The sequence below is a fragment of the Collimonas sp. OK242 genome, from assembly GCF_900107095.1.
In the GTDB taxonomy this organism is placed as follows: domain Bacteria; phylum Pseudomonadota; class Gammaproteobacteria; order Burkholderiales; family Burkholderiaceae_D; genus Collimonas.
In genome coordinates this window covers 210,163-229,842 of the sequence record NZ_FNOR01000003.1, presented here as the reverse complement: position 1 = coordinate 229,842, position 19,680 = coordinate 210,163, and the positions used below count along the sequence as shown (strand labels likewise).

The 19,680-nt window shown below is 58.3% G+C and carries 16 protein-coding genes; 12 read left to right on the top strand and 4 right to left on the bottom strand.

What is annotated here, in order from left to right; all coding sequences use genetic code 11:
• Position 1 precedes the first annotated feature (1 nt).
• Complete coding sequence (locus tag BLV81_RS04165) at positions 2 to 1,582, top strand: aldehyde dehydrogenase (NADP(+)) (RefSeq protein WP_092352714.1); 1,581 nt, start codon at positions 2 to 4, stop codon at positions 1,580 to 1,582.
• A 66-nt stretch (positions 1,583 to 1,648) separates the two neighbouring features.
• On the top strand, positions 1,649 to 2,440 hold the full coding sequence (locus tag BLV81_RS04160) for an SDR family NAD(P)-dependent oxidoreductase (RefSeq protein WP_255364937.1): 792 nt from the start codon (positions 1,649 to 1,651) through the stop codon (positions 2,438 to 2,440).
• Between the two features lie 14 nt (positions 2,441 to 2,454).
• On the opposite strand, the gene BLV81_RS04155 is transcribed toward BLV81_RS04160, so the two are convergent.
• Together BLV81_RS04155 and BLV81_RS04150 are read right to left on the bottom strand one after the other, a co-directional pair.
• The gene (locus tag BLV81_RS04155; protein WP_255364936.1) at positions 2,455 to 3,117 is read right to left on the bottom strand and encodes a c-type cytochrome; all 663 of its coding nucleotides are present in this window, start codon (positions 3,115 to 3,117) and stop codon (positions 2,455 to 2,457) included.
• 248 nt (positions 3,118 to 3,365) lie between these two features.
• Positions 3,366 to 4,307, bottom strand: coding sequence for a LysR family transcriptional regulator (locus BLV81_RS04150; protein WP_092352711.1), 942 nt, complete (start codon positions 4,305 to 4,307; stop codon positions 3,366 to 3,368).
• Between the two features lie 292 nt (positions 4,308 to 4,599).
• On the opposite strand from BLV81_RS04150, the gene BLV81_RS04145 reads away from it, so the two are divergent.
• Positions 4,600 to 5,691 carry a porin gene (locus BLV81_RS04145; protein WP_092352709.1) on the top strand — a complete coding sequence of 364 codons (1,092 nt, stop codon included), beginning with the start codon at positions 4,600 to 4,602 and terminating at the stop codon, positions 5,689 to 5,691.
• Between the two features lie 99 nt (positions 5,692 to 5,790).
• Positions 5,791 to 6,693 carry an SMP-30/gluconolactonase/LRE family protein gene (locus BLV81_RS04140; protein WP_092352707.1) on the top strand — a complete coding sequence of 301 codons (903 nt, stop codon included), beginning with the start codon at positions 5,791 to 5,793 and terminating at the stop codon, positions 6,691 to 6,693.
• Between the two features lie 71 nt (positions 6,694 to 6,764).
• Here BLV81_RS04140 and BLV81_RS04135 read toward each other — a convergent pair whose 3' ends face one another.
• Positions 6,765 to 7,154, bottom strand: a complete 390-nt coding sequence (locus tag BLV81_RS04135) for a type 1 fimbrial protein (RefSeq protein WP_092352705.1) — start codon at positions 7,152 to 7,154, stop codon at positions 6,765 to 6,767.
• 167 nt (positions 7,155 to 7,321) lie between these two features.
• On the bottom strand, positions 7,322 to 9,493 hold the full coding sequence (locus tag BLV81_RS04130; RefSeq protein ID WP_092352703.1) for an FUSC family membrane protein: 2,172 nt from the start codon (positions 9,491 to 9,493) through the stop codon (positions 7,322 to 7,324).
• Between the two features lie 339 nt (positions 9,494 to 9,832).
• Here BLV81_RS04130 and kdpF point away from each other — a divergent pair, with 339 nt between their 5' ends.
• The 8 genes from kdpF to BLV81_RS04090 all read left to right on the top strand — a co-directional run bounded on the left by kdpF (position 9,833) and on the right by BLV81_RS04090 (position 19,654).
• Positions 9,833 to 9,922, top strand: coding sequence for a K(+)-transporting ATPase subunit F (gene kdpF / locus BLV81_RS04125; RefSeq protein WP_061534000.1), 90 nt, complete (start codon positions 9,833 to 9,835; stop codon positions 9,920 to 9,922).
• A gap of 1 nt (position 9,923) precedes the next feature.
• Positions 9,924 to 11,741, top strand: coding sequence for a potassium-transporting ATPase subunit KdpA (gene kdpA, locus BLV81_RS04120; RefSeq protein ID WP_092352699.1), 1,818 nt, complete (start codon positions 9,924 to 9,926; stop codon positions 11,739 to 11,741).
• Between the two features lie 78 nt (positions 11,742 to 11,819).
• Positions 11,820 to 13,898: a potassium-transporting ATPase subunit KdpB gene (gene kdpB, locus BLV81_RS04115; protein WP_092352697.1), complete on the top strand. Its 2,079-nt coding sequence runs from the start codon at positions 11,820 to 11,822 to the stop codon at positions 13,896 to 13,898.
• 14 nt (positions 13,899 to 13,912) lie between these two features.
• Positions 13,913 to 14,560 carry a potassium-transporting ATPase subunit KdpC gene (gene kdpC / locus BLV81_RS04110; protein ID WP_092352695.1) on the top strand — a complete coding sequence of 216 codons (648 nt, stop codon included), beginning with the start codon at positions 13,913 to 13,915 and terminating at the stop codon, positions 14,558 to 14,560.
• Positions 14,561 to 14,708: 148 nt separating this feature from the next.
• On the top strand, positions 14,709 to 15,455 hold the full coding sequence (locus BLV81_RS04105) for a TorF family putative porin (RefSeq protein WP_092352693.1): 747 nt from the start codon (positions 14,709 to 14,711) through the stop codon (positions 15,453 to 15,455).
• Positions 15,456 to 15,656: 201 nt separating this feature from the next.
• Complete coding sequence (gene kdpD / locus BLV81_RS04100) at positions 15,657 to 18,419, top strand: two-component system sensor histidine kinase KdpD (protein ID WP_092352691.1); 2,763 nt, start codon at positions 15,657 to 15,659, stop codon at positions 18,417 to 18,419.
• A 2-nt stretch (positions 18,420 to 18,421) separates the two neighbouring features.
• Positions 18,422 to 19,117 carry a two-component system response regulator KdpE gene (gene kdpE, locus BLV81_RS04095; protein ID WP_092352905.1) on the top strand — a complete coding sequence of 232 codons (696 nt, stop codon included), beginning with the start codon at positions 18,422 to 18,424 and terminating at the stop codon, positions 19,115 to 19,117.
• A 24-nt stretch (positions 19,118 to 19,141) separates the two neighbouring features.
• Positions 19,142 to 19,654: a cupin domain-containing protein gene (locus tag BLV81_RS04090; protein ID WP_092352689.1), complete on the top strand. Its 513-nt coding sequence runs from the start codon at positions 19,142 to 19,144 to the stop codon at positions 19,652 to 19,654.
• The last annotated feature ends 26 nt before the right edge of the window (positions 19,655 to 19,680 follow it).

Below are 19,680 nucleotides of genomic sequence, written 5' to 3'. Positions count from 1 at the left end.
CATGGACATTACAGGCGAATCGCTGATCGGCGCTTCTCATATCAAAGGCGGAGGAACTGCTTTTTTTGCCTTCAATCCCGCCACAAACAGCGAACTTCAACCGGCATTCCATACCGCCGGCAAAGCCGAGGTCGACATCGCTTGCGAGTTGGCCCGGATCGCTTTTGATCCATACCGGAATACCGATCCGGAGACGCGCGCCCGCTTCCTGGAAAGCATCGCTGAAAATATCCTGGCTCTCGGCGATCAGCTGATAGAGCGTGCGATGAGTGAAAGCGGCTTGCCGCGCGCCAGGCTGGAAGGCGAACGCGGCCGCACCGTGGGCCAGCTCAAGTTATTTGCTGAAGTGCTGCGCGAAGGTTCATGGCAGGATGCGCGGATCGACCCGGCGCTGCCGGACCGCAAGCCTTTGCCGCGCGTCGATTTGCGCCTGCGCATGATCGCCTTGGGGCCGGTTGCGGTGTTCGGCGCCAGCAATTTTCCCTTGGCGTTTTCAGTGGCTGGCGGTGATACCGCAGCAGCGCTGGCGGCGGGATGCCCGGTGGTGGTGAAAGCCCATCCAGCCCATCCCGGCACCTCCGAGCTGGTCGGGCGGGCGCTGCAGAAAGCAGTATCGGCAGCAGGTTTGCCGGAAGGCGTATTTTCGCTGTTGACCGGTATCGGCAACGATCTCGGCATCGAACTGGTGCAACATCCGGCGATACAGGCAGTCGGCTTCACCGGCTCGCGCCAGGGTGGGCTGGCATTGATGGCGGCGGCTGCCGCGCGTCCTCAGCCGATCCCGGTGTATGCCGAAATGAGCAGCATCAATCCGGTATTCCTGATGCCGCAGGCGCTGGCCGACCAGGCCGATACGCTGGCCGCCGCTTTCGTCGATTCGCTGGTGCTGGGCGTCGGCCAGTTCTGCACCAATCCTGGGCTGGTGCTGGCGTTGCAAGGTCCGGATCTGGAGCGTTTCAGTGCCGGCGCCGCCGCGCAACTGGCGCAGCGCAATGCCGCGACCATGCTGACGGCTGGCATTCATCATGCGTATCAAAAAGGCGTCGGCCGGCTTGCCGCCAACTCCCGAGTGCGCCAACTCAGCCAGGGCGTCGCCAGCGGTGCGGCAGGCAGCGGCGTGCCGGCATTGTTCAGCACCAGCGCCCAGGATTTCCTGAGCGATCCGCAGTTGTCGGAAGAAATATTCGGACCGGCGTCGCTGCTGGTCGCATGCCGCGATATGGCCGAGATGCTCGCGGTGGCGGAGCGGCTGGAAGGGCAGCTGACCGCAACTTTGCAGATGGCCGATGGCGATCACCGGGCCGTGCGCGGACTGCTGCCTATCCTGGAGCGCAAGGTCGGGCGGATTTTGGCGAACGGCTTTCCGACCGGGGTCGAGGTGTCATATTCCATGGTTCACGGCGGACCGTTCCCGGCCACATCGGACAGCCGCGCGACGTCGGTGGGCACGGCTGCCATCCAGCGCTTTTTACGGCCTGTTTCGTATCAAAACATACCGCAGGACCTGTTGCCGGCAGCGATTCAGGACAGCAATCCGCTGGCGATCACGCAGCGTATCAATGGCCGGCTCGGCAGCAAATAAGGTTGTAAGTAAGGTTGTAAGTAAGGTAAGCGAGTTTTCTACGTAGCACATTGAACAGGAGTTGATATGCCGGCAGTAAACGATATGGCAGAAGCACAGCTGGCGCGTTTCCCCAGCCTGAAAGACAAGAACGTATTCATCACCGGCGGCGGCAGCGGTATCGGCGCGGCGATTGTCAGTGCATTTGCGGAGCAGGGCGCGCGCGTGGCTTTCGTCGATATCGAAACCGAAGCCAGCGCGGCTTTGTGTGAAAGCCTGGCAGCAGCAGGCCTGGTCAAGCCGCTATTTCGCCATTGCGACATCCGCGACATTGCCGCATTGCAGGCGACCATACAGGGATTGGCGCAAGAGTTGGGTACCTTCGATGTGCTGGTCAACAATGCCGCCAACGACCAGCGCCATCAGCTGGCGGAAGTGACCGTCGATTATTGGGACGACCGGATTGCCATCAATCAGCGCCCGATGTTCTTTACCTGCCAGGCGATTGCGCCGGGCATGCAAAAAAAGGGCGGCGGATCGATCATCAATCTCAGCTCGATCAGCTGGCATCTGTCGAATGGCGGCTATCCGGTGTACACCACGGCCAAGGCAGCTGTGGTCGGCCTGACGCGCGGCCTGGCGCGCGACTTGGGCCCGCACAACATCCGCGTCAATACCGTATCGCCGGGATGGGTGATGACCGAAAGACAGATCGCCTTATGGCTGGATGCCGCAGGCGAAGAAGACATCAAGCGCAACCAGTGCCTGCCCGGAAAACTGCAGCCGTGGCATCTGGCGCGCATGGTCTTGTTCCTGGCCGCGGATGACAGTGCGATGTGCACTGCGCAGGAATTCATCGTCGATGCAGGTTGGGCCTGAATGGGCACTAGTGCCTAGCTGCGCGCATCTTTAGGCTTGTCGCCTAGCGGCCAGTCATGTGATTTTCCGGGATAGACCGGTCGCGGCTGATGGGTGAAAAATTCCGATACATCCACCGCCTCCTGATCTGTCAGGGTGCCGCCTTGGCCCAGCGGCATATTGTGTTTGACGAACGCCGCTGCGGTGTAGGTGCGGGCCATGCCGGCGCCGTCGTTGAAGGAGTCGGCTCCCCATAGCGGCGGGAAGGTATAGCCGTGTTCGCCGCCTTTCATGCCAGATCCATCCGCACCATGACAGCTGGCGCATTTGTCCGCATACACCTGCTTGCCATGGTTGGCATCCGCCTTGAGCTTCTGGTCGATCGCTCCGAAACCTCTTCCCGTCACGCTTACGCCAGTCGGCACTCCGGTTGACAGCCACTGCATGTAAGCCAGGATATTCGTCATTTCCGTTGACGTATATGGCAGCGGCTTGCCATTCATCGAGCGTTCGAAGCAATCGTTGATCCGTTCCTGCAAGGAGATCAGCTTGCCGCTGCGCGCGCGGTATTCCGGGAAAACTCCCCAGATGCCGACCCAAGGCGAGGCATACGCCGTGGCGCCGCCAGCCAAATGACAATTGCTGCAATTGAGGCCGTTCCCGACATTTTTGGGCAGGCGCTGACGGGTCTCGTTCATCAGTTGCCGGCCCTCCTGAATCGCGACGCCTCTGGGGCCGGCCGGAATGCTTGATTCCGATGGTGCCCGCACCTCAGACACTACTGCCTGCGCGCCCGCGTCGCATACAAAGAAAGCGGCTGCGACAAAAGCCTGAAATCGGTATTTTTCTAATTTAGTTAACATCGACCATCCCCTTTTTTCTGATTTTTTATCGCTGCTACCGAATTACGATGTTTGCCGCCGCCATCATGGTTGACGTCTGTACTCTAGTAGATTTGCGCCGCGACATCCCGTATCGTTTGCTGCAGGATTTTCGCGCCCGGGGAAAGTATCTGCAAACGCCGGGTGATGATGCCGAAGCCATCCATCTTGCAAGGCAATTCGATCGGCAGTATCGCCAGCACATTCACCTGGGCATAAAAGCGCGCCACTTCGGCCGGCATCACGTGCAGGAAATCGGTCTGCTGCAGCAGGCTGCTGATGACCAGGATCGCAGTAGTATCTACCACGTTGGCAGGCGGCGCCAGGCCGTCCTTGTGAAACATCATGTCGACCCGATGGCGCAAGATGCTGCCCTTGGGCGGCAGGATCCAGCCGGCATCGGCGATATCCTTCAATTGCAGGTTCGTGACATGGCGCAAGGGGTGGTCGACCCGCGCCACTGCGCATACCGGTTCGTCCGATAACTCTTCATATTCGAGATTGCGGTTGTCATCCTGATCCATGATGCGCGCCACCAGGAAATCCAGCGAGCCGCGCTGCAACCGTTCCAGCAAGATATTGCTGCTCTCGACCTCGACCCCGATCCGCAGCATCGGCGCCTGCTGCTTGAGCCGCGCAATCGCCGGCGGCAGCAGCGCCATGCCGGGCGACAAGATCGCACCGACATTGACTTGCCCCGACAGGCCGGATTTCAGCGCCGTGATGTCGTCGTGCGCATGCGACAAACTGGTCAGCGCCATGCGCGAATGGCGGATCATGGCTTCGCCATAGATGGTCGGCCGCATGCCGCGCGGCAGCCGCTCGAACAGCTGCACATCCAGCATGTCTTCCAGATCCTTGAGTTGCTTGGAGGCGGCCGGCTGCGTCATGTTGAGCGCTTCCGCCGCCCGATGGATATTGCGCTCCTCATCCAGTGCTATCAGCAAGAGCAGCTGACGGGTTTTCAGGCGCGCGCGCAGAAACCAGTTGGTGTCGTTGATAGCCATTGTCGTCTCATTAGTTGATTTTTTTATATTTCTTGTCGGGTCCAACTTAGTGGACCAATTTACTGGATCCCTTTTTGATCCACTTCGCCCCACCGATTTTGTCGCCGCGGCGAAGCTCTCAAAATGATACCAAATACAGTATTGATGTGGCGTAAAAATTCATTGGATCGATATCACTGCAATCCTTACTATGAGTCCACATTCACGCTGGTCTGGCGCCGTCAAGCTTGCTTAGCTAAGGGAGGCAGTCTCGCAGTGGATGAATTCATAATAAATTCAAGGAGACGTAAGCATGATTCTTTCCCAAACTCTCGGCGCGCCATCCCGGGCGCTGGCAGCTATCGCCGTAATCGGTCTGTTCGGCCTGGCCGCCGGCGCTGCACAAGCACAGACCAATGTCACTATCTATGGCCGGGTTGACGCCGGCGTCGACTTTCAAACCAATGTTGCGCTGAAAGACGCCAGCGGCAATCCCACCGGCCAAACTGGCAGCAAGCTGGCGGCATCCGGTAATCAGTGGGGCACCAGCATGATTGGTTTCAAGGGTAGCGAAGACCTGGGTGGCGGACTGAGCGCCTTCTTCTTGTTGGAATCCGGTTTTGACGCCACCAACGGCAGCACCAACGGCAGCGCCTTGTTCAATCGGCGTTCTTATGTCGGCTTGAACGGCAGCGCCGGCTCGATCAAGTTCGGCAAAAACCTGTTTATCGTCAATGACGTCTGGAATCTCGATCCTACCGGTCAGCAATTCATGAGTACGCAGAATTTGGTCAAGGGCCGCAACTGGCCAGGGGCTAACAACGTGATCGAATATCAAACACCAACCTGGGGCGGCTTTAACGCCACGGTGCAAACCAGTTTGGGTGAACAGGCCGGTTCCACCAAAAATGGCCGTAAAGACGGCATTTCGCTGCTGTACACCACCGGTGGACTCGAACTGCGTGCTATCTATGACGTGATCCGCGATGCCAACGGCCGCTATACCGACGTCTACACCGCATCGAAGGATCTGATTGTGGGCGGAACTTACACAGCGGACCAGTTGAAACTGTTCGCCGGATACGAGAATGTCTCGGCCCCGGATACTGCCGCGGCTACCGATCCGGACAAGATCAATCACTACTGGATCGGCGCCAACTACGCGGTGACACCGGCATTGGCATTGATCGGTGCGGCGTTCCATGCCAAGTTGAACCACGATGCGGGAAGCGCCAGCCTGTTCATGGTCGGCGCCAACTACAATCTGTCGAAACGGACTTTGCTGTATGCGGCTGTCGGCACGATGCGCAACAAGGGTAACGCCGACTTTGGAACGGAATTCGATAGTCCGTTGCCAGGCCACGCGCAAAACGGCGGTTATGCCGGGATCAGCCATTCTTTCTAAATGGTGGCTTTGAGGTAAGCTGTCAGTCACGGAAATACGTAGCGTAATACAACAACGAGGTCGCACAGACCTCGTTGGCATTTCAAGAAAGATGGAGACATGACGACTGCGACAACCAGCGCCACCGCGGATCTGCTGTTTGACGGCAAGCATTTGCTAGGAGAAGGCGTGTTGTGGTGCCAGCGTACTCAACGTTTGTTCTGGACCGATATTCTTGGCGCCGCCCTGTGGTGCCATACACCGGCTACGGGCGCGACCCGCAGCTGGCCGATGCCGGAGCCGCTGGCGACTTTTGCCCTGACCGAGGACGACGACCGGTTGCTGCTGGGGCTGGCGTCGCAACTTGCGTGGTTCAGTTTTTCCAGTAAGGAGGTGACGCCGATTTGCACGGTCGAGGCGGAGCTGCCGCATACCCGCTTGAACGATGGCCGTTGCGATCGCTTCGGGCGTTTTGTCTTCGGCACCAAGAACGATGCGCCGGGCCTGGCGCGCTGCTGCAGTTTCTATCGGCTCAATACCGATCTGACGCTGGAGCGTCTGGCATTGCCGGCGGTAGCAATCAGCAACAGCATCTGCTTCAGTCCGGATGGTCGCACCATGTATTACTGCGATTCGCCCAGCAAGACGATTCGCTGTTGCGACTACGACACCGGTGCCGGCACGATCGGCAACGATCGCCTGTTCGCCAGCTTGCAGGAGCAGCCGGGCGAACCGGATGGCTCGGCCATCGACAGCGCAGGTTACCTGTGGAACGCCCAGTGGGGCGGTCATCGTGTGCTGCGCTATGCGCCGGACGGCAGCATTGACCGCATTGTCCATGTGCCGGTGGCGCAGCCTAGTTGCGTGGCGTTCGGCGGGGAGGCTTTGGATACCTTGTACATCAGCAGCGCGCGTGAATCGCTATCGGATGCTGCCTTGCTGGCTGAGCCGGCAGCGGGGGGAGTGTTCCAGTTACGCCTGCCGGACGTGCACGGTTTGCCGGAAGCCCGGTTCCGAGGCTGACCCAGTCGCAGGCGTGGCGAAAACGCTGCGGCTGGATTCCTGCATCAATTCATTGCGCTGAATTACGTTGTTTATAGATAGCTGACGGTCATGACGACCGGGCTAAGAGCGGCGCCTGCAGCCGGCGTCTTGGCAGACAGACCCAGTTGGGTATGTCCCCGCAGGGTCATCTGGAAAGCGGCCGCTTCCTGGGTTCCCAGCGGTTTGCCGTCGCGCGTCAATGTTATTGTCGTGGCGGCTGAATTGGCTTCGCTGCCGGTGCGTTGAAACGAAACGGCGAAGGCACTAAGCTTGTCGCATTGGAGGTCCAGCTGGCCGGCATTGAAGCTGCCGGTGCTGCAAGGCGGTTCGACAATACTGCCGGTGAAATGGATGGTGCCGCCGTTGGCGCTGGCCATGGCGCCTGAAGCCAGGGATAGCAGGGCGGATAAGACCGTGAGTTTTAACAGGACGATTTTCATTGTTGCTCCTTTAAGATAGTAAAACTCGCAAATGCGTTTCCATGTGGAAATAGTACTGCATGGAAATTTTAATTGCGAGTGTTTAACTCGTCTTAATCAGGAGAAAACAATAAGTTTTTTCTTAAAAATATTTTGCTCAAAAAATGTTGCGTCTGGGATGTATTCCATCATGTGGCCAGAATGCGCCCGATCGCTGCACTGTTGACGGCGATTCTTTCGCTATCCTGATACAGCAACTCCACCCGCTGCTGCAACGGATGCCAGGCTGACCATTTTTCCGCCTGGGCGCTGGCATCGATCTCCTGCGACGCGATCGGCACGCCATCGGAGGGCGGCAAGGGCGCGTCCGGATTGAGGACCAGTTCCGCCAGCCCCAAGGTCTTGCTGACACGCGCAGTCGCCGCATCCAGTTCGACATTGACTGCGCCATGCGGCATCCCTTCAGCGTTGCGGCGCAGCAGCATGCGCAGGGCGGCCACGTGCGCCATGACCAGATAATTGTGAACAATAAACTGATTCAGGTTTTCCACTGCGCGCTGCTTGCTGACCGGCTCGTCGAGCATGCGCACCAGCGTCGACACCAGTTCGGAAATACTGTCGAGAAAACGCTTGCGGCAGATACGGTAGATGAAGTCGTCGCGCACCTTGCCTTGCATGAGATTGTTGCTGGCTTCCAGAAAGCGCTGGTTGCTTTTCAAGACATTCCGGATCAACTGTGGCAGCGTGCGATATTCCCAGCTCGGCAAGACGAAGCTGAATGCGGTAGCGATGGCCGCGCCGATCAAGGTGTCGATCAGGCGTTCGCCGATGACATGGCCGCTACTCGGGATCACCAGATTGATTTGCAGCAGAATCTGCATACTGGCGGCGATCGCCGTGTAGCGATACTTGACGTAGATGAATGCCGGCGCCGCCACGGTGGCCATGAACAAAAAGCCGAGCAATGCAATCGGCTCGTGCACGAAACGCAAGATCAGCGCGGTCGCCACGCAGCCTATCAGGGTGCCGATCAGACGGTCGCTGCGGCGCTGTTTGGTCTGGCTGAAGCTGGGCTTCAAAATGATGGCAATCGTCAGCACGATCCAGTAGCCGTGGCCGGCGTAGGGCAGGGCATCGGCCGCCAGCAGGCCGCAGGAAATCGCCAGCGCGGCGCGCACCGCAAAACGGAAGGTCGGCGAGTGCCAGCGCAGATTGGCGACCAGCACGCCCAACTGGTATTTTTGCTGCGTCAGGAACGGCGTCATGTCTTTGCCCAGCAGCACCGGCAACGGTCCTTGCACGCTTTGCGTGGCGTGGTGCAGCTGGCCGATCATGTCGATCGCATCGCAAATTTTGCCGTAGGCGGCGCGCAAGATGTCCAGCGCTTCCTCGGATACCTTGCCGGCCAGGCTGTCCTGCTGCAATTGTTGCAGTTCGCTGTCGATCGAGCGCTGCTCTGCCTTGTAGCTGATGCTGGCGAACGAGGCGCGCTTGCGGGTGACGGCGTAGGCGATCGTTTCGATATCCTTGGCCGCCTTGTTGACCAGGTCGCGCAGATAAGTCAGGACTTCGGCGTCGGCCAGATGCTGGCGCAGGATGGCGTAGTCGGTATGGGTCGAGAGTATGTGCTCATACAGGTCGAACATGCCGAAATGGACTTGCACCAGGATCGCATCTTCCTGGTTCCTGGGATCGCGCAGGATCAGGTCGCGCGATGCCTGCTGTTTTTCCGCCAGCACGATCTGCTGGCGCACCAGCGTATTGAACTGGCTGTTGAGGTCGACATGCATATCGTAGAAATCGGCCTTGATATTGATATAGCGCGCCAGTTCAAACAAGGCTTCGGCCAGCACCTGCTGCTTGATGCGGCTGCGCAAGAACCAGGACACCGTCATCGAGTACGCCAGGTAAGACAGGCCGCCGGCCAGGAACAAGCCGGTATGGAAAAACGCCTGTTCCACGTTCATGGCGTTTTCCATCGATAAAGTCATCACGAACAAGGCGGCAAATTGCAAGGGCATGGCTTTTTTGCCATACACCACCATCATGCTGGCGAGGAAAGTCACTGCCACCAGCATGAAGCTCAGCAGCCAGTGAAACGGCGCGCTTAAGCTGATGATGAGGGTGACCACGGTGCATAACAGCACGCTCGACAGCATTTCGTTGAACTTGTGGCGCAGCGTGCTCGGCAAATCCATCAGGCTGGTCGACAAGGCGCCGATACAAACCGTCATCGCGGTCGGCAGGTCGCTGAACTGCAGCACCAGCAAGGTCAGCCCCACCACGCCTGTGGCGATCCGCAAACCAGTATAGAAATAGTGACTGAAAATAAAGGTGCGCAGATCTAGAGCGTAGTGCATGTAGGTGTCATGGCGTTAGCTGGCGAGGCTGAAAGTGTACCGCGTTTGCCAGCAAAAACTGAGCCGGATGGTGCAAAAAAGGCATGGAAGCGATTTGTCCGTCAGATGCCCGGCTTTCCCTCGCGGTTTTTACGGTTTTTTACACTTTGTTTACACCCCCATGAAGACTCTTTACAACATTTTTAGAAGCTTCTCTATAGCCTGTCGGTACCGCAACTAATCTGTAATGAGGGTAATGATGGACTTGGTACTGGACGGAATTTATGTTGGCGCAATCGTGGCGATGTTTGTCGTCACCTGGGCGCTGGCGGTGGGATGCAAAAAGCTGGAGGACAGGCAATGAACCCGTTTTATGTACTTGGCGCGGTGGTGACCGTTGCGCTGCTGGTGTATCTGGTCGTGGCCCTGATCAAAGCGGAGGACTTCTGAGATGACCTCCCAATCCACCATGTTGTTGATCGCTTTCCTGGCGGTGCTGCTTGTGCTGAGTTATCCGCTCGGCAAGTTTATCGTGCAAGTCGCCGCCGGCTCTTCAGATCATGCGCCGGTAACCGGTTTCGGCTGGTTCAGCCGGGTTGAGCAATGGCTGTATCGTTGCGCCGGCATCAAGGCCAAGTCCGATATGAACTGGAAGACCTATGCGCTGGCGCTGCTGCTGTTTAATACTATCGGCGCGCTGGCTACCTTCGCCTTGCAGCGTTTCCAACTCTGGCTGCCGCTGAATCCTCAGCATTTTGCCAATCTCAGTTCAGATTCCGCATTTAATACTGCGGTCAGCTTTGTCACCAACACCAACTGGCAAGGTTATTCGGGCGAAAGCGCGATGAGCTACCTGACCCAGATGCTGGTGCTGGCGGTGCAGAACTTCTTTTCCGCAGCTACCGGCCTTGCGGTTGCCTTTGCCCTGATCCGCGGCTTCTCGCGTCATTCAGCGCAGTCGATCGGTAATTTCTGGACCGACGTCACCCGTTCTACCGTGTACCTGCTGTTGCCATTGTCGGTGATTTTCTCGGTATTCCTGATCAGCCAGGGCGTGATCCAGAATTTCGACTCGTATAAAGACGCCAACATTGTGCAGCCGCTGACCTATCAGCAGCCTAAAGTCGGCGCCGACGGCCAGCCGGTCAATGATGCCGCGGGCAAGCCGGTGCTGGAAACCATGAACACCAAGGTGCAAACCCTGGCCATGGGTCCGGTGGCGTCGCAGGAAGCGATCAAGATGATCGGCACCAATGGCGGCGGCTTCTTCAATGCCAACTCGGCTCACCCGTATGAAAATCCGACGCCGCTGTCGAATTTCATGCAGATGCTGGCCATTTTCCTGATCCCGGCGGCGCTGTGCTTCACCTTCGGCTTCATGGTCGGCGACATTCGCCAAGGCTGGGCGGTACTGGCGGCGATGACGGTCATTTTCGTGATCATGACGTCAGTGGTGATGTACGCCGAGCAGCAATCGCATCCCGGCCTTAGCGCCTTGGGTATCGACCAGGCGCATAGCCTGCTGCAATCGGGCGGCAATATGGAAGGCAAGGAAAGCCGTTTCGGCATCAGCGCTTCTGCTCTGTTTGCAGCGATCACCACAGCTGCGTCTTGCGGTGCGGTGAACGCCATGCACGATTCCTTTACAGCATTGGGCGGCATGGTGCCGATGGCCTTGATACAAATGGGCGAAGTGGTGTTCGGCGGCGTCGGCTCCGGCCTGTACGGCATGCTGGTGTTTGCCATCATGGCGGTATTCATCGCCGGTTTGATGATCGGCCGCACTCCGGAATATCTGGGCAAGAAAATCCAGTCGTTCGAAATGAAAATGACATCGATCGCGATCCTGGCGACACCGATGCTGGTGTTGGGCGGCACGGCGATTGCCGTGATGGCGGCGGCCGGCGTGGCGGGCATCCTTAACCCCGGCGCCCACGGCTTCAGTGAGATTCTGTATGCGTTCTCTTCCGCCGCCAACAACAACGGCAGCGCCTTCGGCGGCCTGTCAGCCAACACGCCGTTCTATAACGCCATGCTGGCGATAGCGATGTGGTTCGGACGTTTCATCATCATCGTCACGATCCTGGCCATGGCTGGTTCGCTTGCCGCTAAAAAACGGCTGGAACCGAACTCCGGCACGATGCCGACCCATGGTCCGCTGTTTATCGTGTTGCTGATAGGAGTCGTGGTGCTGGTGGGTGTATTGAATTACGTACCGGCTCTGGCGCTTGGCCCTGTGGTTGAACATCTGCAAATGTTTGCAAAGTAACAGAATTGCGGGACAGAGTTTAAGAGCCGCCGCGTGGCGAATTACTCTGTCCTCAACTAATCAAGAAGAAGGATCATCATGTCTCGCACTAATCTGACGCTCTTCGATTCCGCGCTCATGGGCCCGGCCATCGTCGCATCGTTCAAAAAACTGGCGCCGCAAACGCAATTGCGCAACCCGGTCATGTTTGTGGTTTATATCGGCAGTATCCTGACCACGCTGTTGTATTTCCAAGCCTTGACCGGCAAAGGCGAAGCCAATCCGGCTTTCATCCTGGCGATTTCGGTCTGGCTCTGGTTTACCGTCCTGTTCGCCAATTTTGCCGAAGCTCTGGCGGAAGGGCGCAGCAAGGCGCAAGCAGAATCGCTGCGCGCCTTGAAGCAAACCGTTTCAGCCAAAAAGCTGGAGCGCGACAGCAAGCCCAAGGGCGAGCTCAGCAACTGGTCGGCAACCCCGGCCAGCAATTTGCGCAAGGGTGATGTCGTGCTGGTCGAAGCGGGGGATGTGATCCCGGTCGACGGTGAAGTCATCGAAGGCGTTGCCTCGGTCGACGAAAGTGCGATCACCGGCGAATCGGCGCCGGTGATCCGCGAATCCGGCGGCGATTTTTCCGCGGTCACCGGCGGCACCCGGGTGCTGTCCGACTGGCTGGTGGTACGCGTTACTGTCAACCCGGGCGAAGCCTTCCTCGACCGCATGATTTCGATGGTGGAAAGCGCCAAGCGCCAAAAGACGCCGAACGAAATCGCCCTGACTATCTTGCTGGTGGCGCTGACCATCGTGTTTCTGCTGGTGACGGTGACCTTGCTGCCGTTCTCCTTGTTTAGCGTATCTGCCGCCAAAAGCGGTGCGCCAATCACGATCACGGTATTGGTCGCCTTGCTGGTGTGCCTGATCCCGACCACCATCGGCGCCTTGCTGTCCGCCATCGGCGTGGCCGGCATGAGCCGCATGATGCAAGCCAATGTGATTGCCACTTCCGGCCGTGCGGTGGAAGCTGCCGGCGACGTTGACGTGCTGTTGCTGGACAAGACCGGCACCATCACGCTTGGCAACCGTCAAGCTTCGGCGTTCATTCCTGCGCCCGGCGTCACCGAGCAGCAACTGGCGGATGTCGCGCAACTGGCGTCGCTGGCGGATGAAACGCCGGAAGGCCGCAGTATCGTGGTGCTGGCCAAACAGCGCTTCAATATTCGTGAACGCGAGATGAATGTGCTGCATGCCGTCTTCGTGCCGTTCACCGCGCAGACCCGGATGAGCGGCGTCGACATCGGCAACCGTGTGATCCGTAAAGGTTCGTCGGAGGCACTCAAGAACTATCTGCAAGAACTGGGACAACCGTTCCCGGCCGAAGTGGCGCACAACGTCGACGACGTCGCCCGTCGCGGCAGCACGCCGCTGGTGGTGGTGGACGACGGCGTGGTGATGGGCGTGGTCGAGCTGAAGGATATCGTCAAGGGCGGCATCAAGGAACGCTTTGCCGAGTTGCGCCGGATGGGGATCAAGACTGTCATGATCACTGGTGACAATCGCCTCACTGCCGCATCGATTGCTGCCGAAGCAGGGGTTGACGACTTCCTGGCCGAAGCGACGCCGGAGGACAAGCTCAAGCTGATCCGCAGCTATCAGTCGGAAGGCCGGCTGGTAGCGATGACCGGCGACGGCACCAACGATGCGCCGGCGCTGGCCCAGGCTGACGTTGCGGTGGCGATGAACAGCGGCACGCAAGCGGCGAAAGAGGCCGGCAATATGGTCGACCTCGATTCGAATCCGACCAAGCTGCTGGAAATCGTCGAGATCGGCAAGCAGATGCTGATGACGCGCGGCGCCTTGTCGACCTTTTCGATTGCCAACGATATCGCCAAGTATTTCGCGATCATCCCGGCGGCTTTCATCACCACTTATCCGCAGCTGGCAGCGCTGAACGTGATGCATCTGGCCAGTCCGTCATCGGCCATCATGTCTGCGGTTATCTTCAACGCCTTGATCATCGTGGTGTTGATTCCACTGGCATTGAAGGGGGTCAGGTATCGCGCTGTCGGCGCCGCTGCGCTGTTGCGCCGTAACCTGCTGATCTACGGCCTGGGCGGCATCATATTGCCCTTTATCGGCATCAAACTGATCGACATGATTCTGTCGGTAATGCATCTGGTCTAATCAGGAGTCTGGAAATGAAATCCGCATCTACAACAACGCCGTCTACAGCACCGTCGGCGACTACGACAAACATCGCATCGCATGGCGTATTGCGGCCGGCGCTGGTACTGTTTGCCGGACTCACCTTGCTGTGCGGGGTGATCTATCCGCTGGCCGTAACCGGGATCGGCAAAGTGGCTTTTCCCGATCAGGCGTCCGGCAGCCTGATTGTGCAGAATGGCAAACTGATCGGCTCGCGCCTGATCGGCCAGGAGTTTTCCGCTCCTAATTATTTCTGGGGCCGTTTGTCTGCCACCTCGCCGATGCCATACAACCCGCAAGCTTCCGGCGGCTCTAACTTCGGGCCGAGCAATCCGGCGCTGATAGACGCTGTGAAGGGAAGGGTCGATGCCTTGAAAGCCGCCGATCCGGGCAACACGCTGCCGATTCCGGTAGATCTGGTGACTGCTTCCGGCAGCGGCCTGGATCCGGAAATCAGCCTTGCCGCAGCCTACTACCAGGCGGGACGCATTGCGCGTGAACGCAAGTTGAACGTCGATACCGTGCATAGCCTCATCGATAGCTTGAAGCTGGAGCGCAGCCTCGGTTTCCTGGGCGAGCCGCGCGTCAACGTCATGGCATTGAACCTGGCGTTGGACCGGCAGCATCCGGCGTCAAACTAAGTTTTCCCCACCCATTTCATCTTGGAGGCAGCAGTGCTGGCAGAACTGGCCGTACGGCGTACGGTCAGCTTCCACACGCCCTTATTTCCTCTGATTTGAGATCAACCACCACCTTACTTTTGTCTCATTTTTGTCTCACTTGGAATTTATGAAGAAAATTATCTATTTTGCTGGTCTGGTTACCGTCATCGGCGTTACTGCCTTCACTGCAAACTGTTCGCAGGCGGAAGAGGCTGTCCCCGATAATTCCTTGACTTTCAATGCCAGCGTCGTCTCCGACTATCGTTTCCGCGGCATCTCCCAGACGCGTCTGACGCCGGCTCTGCAGGGTGGCGCAGACTACAGCAATAATCCAACCGGCTTGTATGTCGGCACCTGGCTGTCGACGCTTAAATGGATCAAGGACAGCGGCGGCAACGGCAATATCGAGTGGGATATCTACGCCGGCAAGAAAGGTAATTTCACGCAAGACCTGAGCTACGACTTCGGTATACTGTCGTATGTGTACCCATCCAACGATCTGCATCCGAGTGCCGATACGACGGAAATCTACGGTCAGCTCGGCTACGGTCCTGCGTATATTAAATATTCGCATGCAGTGACCAATCTGTTCGGTTTTGCGGATAGCAAGAACAGCGGTTATCTGGATATCGGCGCCAATATTGACGTCACCAACGGCTATACGGTCAATCTGCACGCCGGCCATCAAACTGTGAAAAACAATTCGGCATCCAGCTATAACGACTGGAAAGTCGGTTTGACCAAGGATTTCGGTTTTTTGTCTGGCAGCGTTGCGGTGATCGGCACCGATACCAAAAATTATGTAGGACCGTCGCCCGATCGCAAAAACCTGGGTAAGACTGCACTGGTGGTATCGGCGACAAAGACATTTTAAGAGTTGCTCATAAACTGCTTCATCAGCATTGGCCGGGAAACTTGCAGTCTCCCGGCCTGTTCGCCTTTGTTTTTCGCGAGCAGGGAATTTATAGTGCTTTCAGGGTATCGTAGCGGCAGCTCGATTGCATCCACGATTCAATCTACAATTAACGCTGGATTTTGTATAACCGTCTAATCGATAGCTTTCACAAGGCAATCTGTGTCCTCACCTTACTCAAACGACAATCTACGCCCCGATCCGGACGCTCTCCTGGCGCAGCTGCAGGTACAGGAGAGTCTGGCCGGACGGGGAAAATTGCGGATCTATTTCGGCGCCTCGGCAGGTGTCGGAAAAACCTACGCGATGCTCGGCGCTGCGCATAAATTGCATAGCGAAGGCCGTGAGGTATTGGCGGGTGTCATCGAGAGCCATGGCCGTGCCGAAACCGCCGCGCTGTTGAATGGCCTGGAATTGCTGCCCATGAAACAGGTCGCGTATCGCGACAAGCAGCTGCCGGAATTCGATCTGGACGCTGCCTTGCAGCGCAAGCCTTCGCTGATACTGATCGATGAACTGGCGCATTCCAACGCCTCCGGCTCGCGCCATCCGAAGCGCTGGCAAGACGTTGAAGAGTTGTTGAATGCGGGGATCGATGTCTTCACCACGCTGAATGTCCAGCATCTGGAAAGCCTGAACGATGTGGTAGGCGGCATTACCGGCATCCGGGTTGCAGAAACCTTGCCGGATACCGTATTCGATGCCGCCGACGAAGTGGTGCTGGTGGATTTGCCGGCCGATGAATTGCTGAACCGGCTCAAACTCGGTAAAGTCTACAAGTTGCCGCAAGCCGAACGCGCCTCACGCAATTTTTTCCGCAAAGGTAACCTGATCGCGCTGCGCGAGCTGGCTTTGCGCCGCACTGCGGATCGCTTGCAGGGCGATGTCCAGGCCTACCGGATTGAAAAATCGATAGGCGCGGTGTGGCAGACCGATGCCGCCTTGCTGGCCTGCGTCGGCCCTTCGCCCAATGCGGAACATGTCATCCGCAGCACTGCACGGCTGGCGACCCAGCTCAATGCGGAATGGCATGCGGTCTATGTCGAGACGCCGAAGTTGCAGCGTTTGCCGTCGGCCAAACGCGAGCGCATCCTGAAGACGCTCAAGCTGGCGCAGGATCTGGGTGCGACTACCGCTGTATTGGCCGGCAACGAGGTAGCCGCCGTCATGGCGGCCTATGCCCGCAGCCACAATTTTTCCAAGATCATCGTCGGCCGCAGTGAGCGCAGGTTTCCCTGGCAAACCAGCCATTCCGCGCGTATCGCGGCTCTCGCGAGCGACGTCGACCTGATCGAAATCGGCGTGCCCCCAACCAGCGCGGCGGAAAAGCAGGAGGATGCTGCCGGAAAAATCCTGCAGCGCCATGTGCCGATGCAGAGCCGCATCGAGTGGTGGGGTTACCTCTGGGCGCTTGCGGCATGTGTGCTGGTAACCTTGCTGGCGACGCCGATATTGCCGTTTTTCGACCTGGCCAACATCGTCATGCTGTATCTGTTGGCAGAGGTATTGATCGCCATCCGTTTCGGCCGCGGACCTGCAATCTTTGTCGCCTTGCTGAGCATCGCTTCTTTCGATTTCTTTTTCGTGCCGCCGCGCTTTTCGTTTGCCGTCAGCGATTTCCAGTACTTGCTGACCTTCGGCGTGATGCTGGCGGTAGGCCTGACGATTACCCATTTGACCACCGGATTGCGCTATCAGGCGCGCATCGCCTCAGACCGTGAAGCACGCTCGCGCGCTTTGTTCGAATTTGCCCGGGCCTTGTCGGGCGTACTGCAGACCGAGCAGATATTTGAAACCAGCCGGCTGTTCCTGCAGCATAGTTTCCAGGCCAAGACCTTGCTGCTGATACCGGATGACGCCGGCAGATTGCAAATGCCGGCGGTGATACCGGATGAGGTGGCGAATGTCGCCAGCGCACTCGACATGGGCATTGCCCAGTGGGCTTTCGACAATGCCAGCAGCGCCGGTATCGGCACCGATACGCTGCCGGCCAGCAGCTATCTGTATCTGCCCCTGGTGGCGCCGATGCGCACCCGAGGCGTGCTGGTGATCTTGCCGCACAGCCGGCGCTGGATTCTGATCCCGGAACAGCAGCAACAGCTGTACACGTTCGCCACCTTGACCGCGATTGCGCTGGAGCGCGTGCACTATGTCGAAGTGGCGCAAGACGCTTTGGTGCGCATGGAATCGGAGCGCTTGCGCAATTCCCTGTTGTCCGCGCTGTCGCACGATTTGCGTACGCCCCTGACTGCCTTGATCGGTTTGTCCGAGTCGCTGGTGCTATCCAAGCCGCCATTGCAGCAGAACCAGCAAGTACTGGCCGCCGCGCTGCACAGTGAAATGCTGCGCATGAGCGCATTGGTGACCAATCTGCTGGATATGGCGAGAATCCAGAGCGGCGAGGTTAAATTGAATTTACAGTGGCAGCCGTTTGAGGAAGTGGTCGGCAGTGCAATGCGCGCCAGCGGCTCCGCGTTGCTCGGACATCAAGTGGAAATTCGGGTTGCGCACGAGCTGCCGCTGATCCGTTTCGATGCGATATTGATTGAACGCGTGCTGTGCAATTTACTGGAGAATGCCGCCAAGTACACGCCAGCCGGTTCCCATATCGTATTGGCCGCTGTGGTCAATGGCCGTTTTCTGGCGGTCACCGTGACCGATGACGGGCCAGGTCTGCCGGTCGGCATGGAAGATGCGATATTCGAAAAATTCACACGCGGCGAGCGCGAATCGGCCCAGCCCGGCGTCGGACTCGGGCTGGCGATTTGCCGTGCGATTGTCGAGGCCCACGGCGGCACCATCCACGCCCGCAGCGGCCATCACGGCGCTGAATTCATCTTCACCATTCCGCTCGGGACGCCTCCCAGCATGCCCGACCCGGAAGAACACGAACCGAAGGTCGGCGACGACGCAGAGAAAGCATGACGATGCAACCGACACCCATAGCACTGCTGGTTGAAGACGAACCGCAGATCCGGCGTTTTGTGCGCACCGCCCTGGAGAGCGAAAGCTGGCAGGTGTTTGAAGCAGAGACCATGCAGCGTGGCCTGATCGATTGCGGCACACGCAAGCCGAACCTGGTGATTCTCGATCTCGGGCTGCCGGACGGCGACGGCGTCGATTTCATCAAGGATGTCAGGAAATGGTCGCGTGTGCCTATCATCGTGTTATCGGCACGGGTCAACGAGACAGACAAGATCAAAGCGCTGGATGCCGGCGCCGACGACTATCTGAGCAAGCCGTTTGGCGTCGGCGAACTGCTGGCGCGGGTACGCGCCACGCTGCGGCGCCAACACCAGCCGCTGGCCGGCGATGATGGCCTGATCCGTTTCGGCGATGTCACGCTCGACCTGCAAGCACGGCTGGTCACCAAGGCGCAGCAGCAGGTGCATCTGACGCCGACCGAGTATCGCTTGCTATCCGTGCTGGTAGCCAACGCCGGACGGGTGGTAACCAATCCGCAATTGCTGAAGGAGGTATGGGGCCCATCCCATTCCGAGAGCGGCCACTATCTGCGGATTTATATGGGACACTTGCGGCAGAAACTGGAAGACGATCCGGCCCAGCCCAAATATTTGCTGACCGAAACCGCGGTCGGCTATCGGATCCTGCTTTCACATTAAAGACAAGCTAGTTAGAGGGCGGTAATGAACAGACCGGAATGCATCAAACACTGGCAGGAGATTCAGGGTGCGGATAACTCCAGCTATCCCGGCAGCGCCGAGCTGATGGCGATAGGTTCGCCGTTCGGCCGCGTATTCGGCCTGACTCGGCTTGGCATCCATCACGAGCTGTTGCCTCCCGGGCGCCGCACTTCCTGGCCGCATGCGGAGAAGACGGAAGAGGAATTCGTCTACGTCATTGATGGTACGCCGGATGTGTGGCTGGATGGCCATCTGCACCGGCTGGCGCCCGGCGACGGCGTCGGCTTTGCGCCCGGCACCGGCCTCGCGCATACCTTCATCAACAATACCGAAACCGATGTACGTCTGCTGGTGGTGGGCGACCGCTTCCGCGCCGACAACCAGGTTTATTACGCCCTGCATGCGGAGCGCAATGCACAGATTGGCGAGCAGCTTTGGCTGGACGCGCCGAAGCAGCCGCTCGGCCCGCATGACGGATTGCCGGATAAATTGCGCAAGTCCAACGGGCCGTTCTGAAGCGAGGTATGGTTTTGCGGGGTATA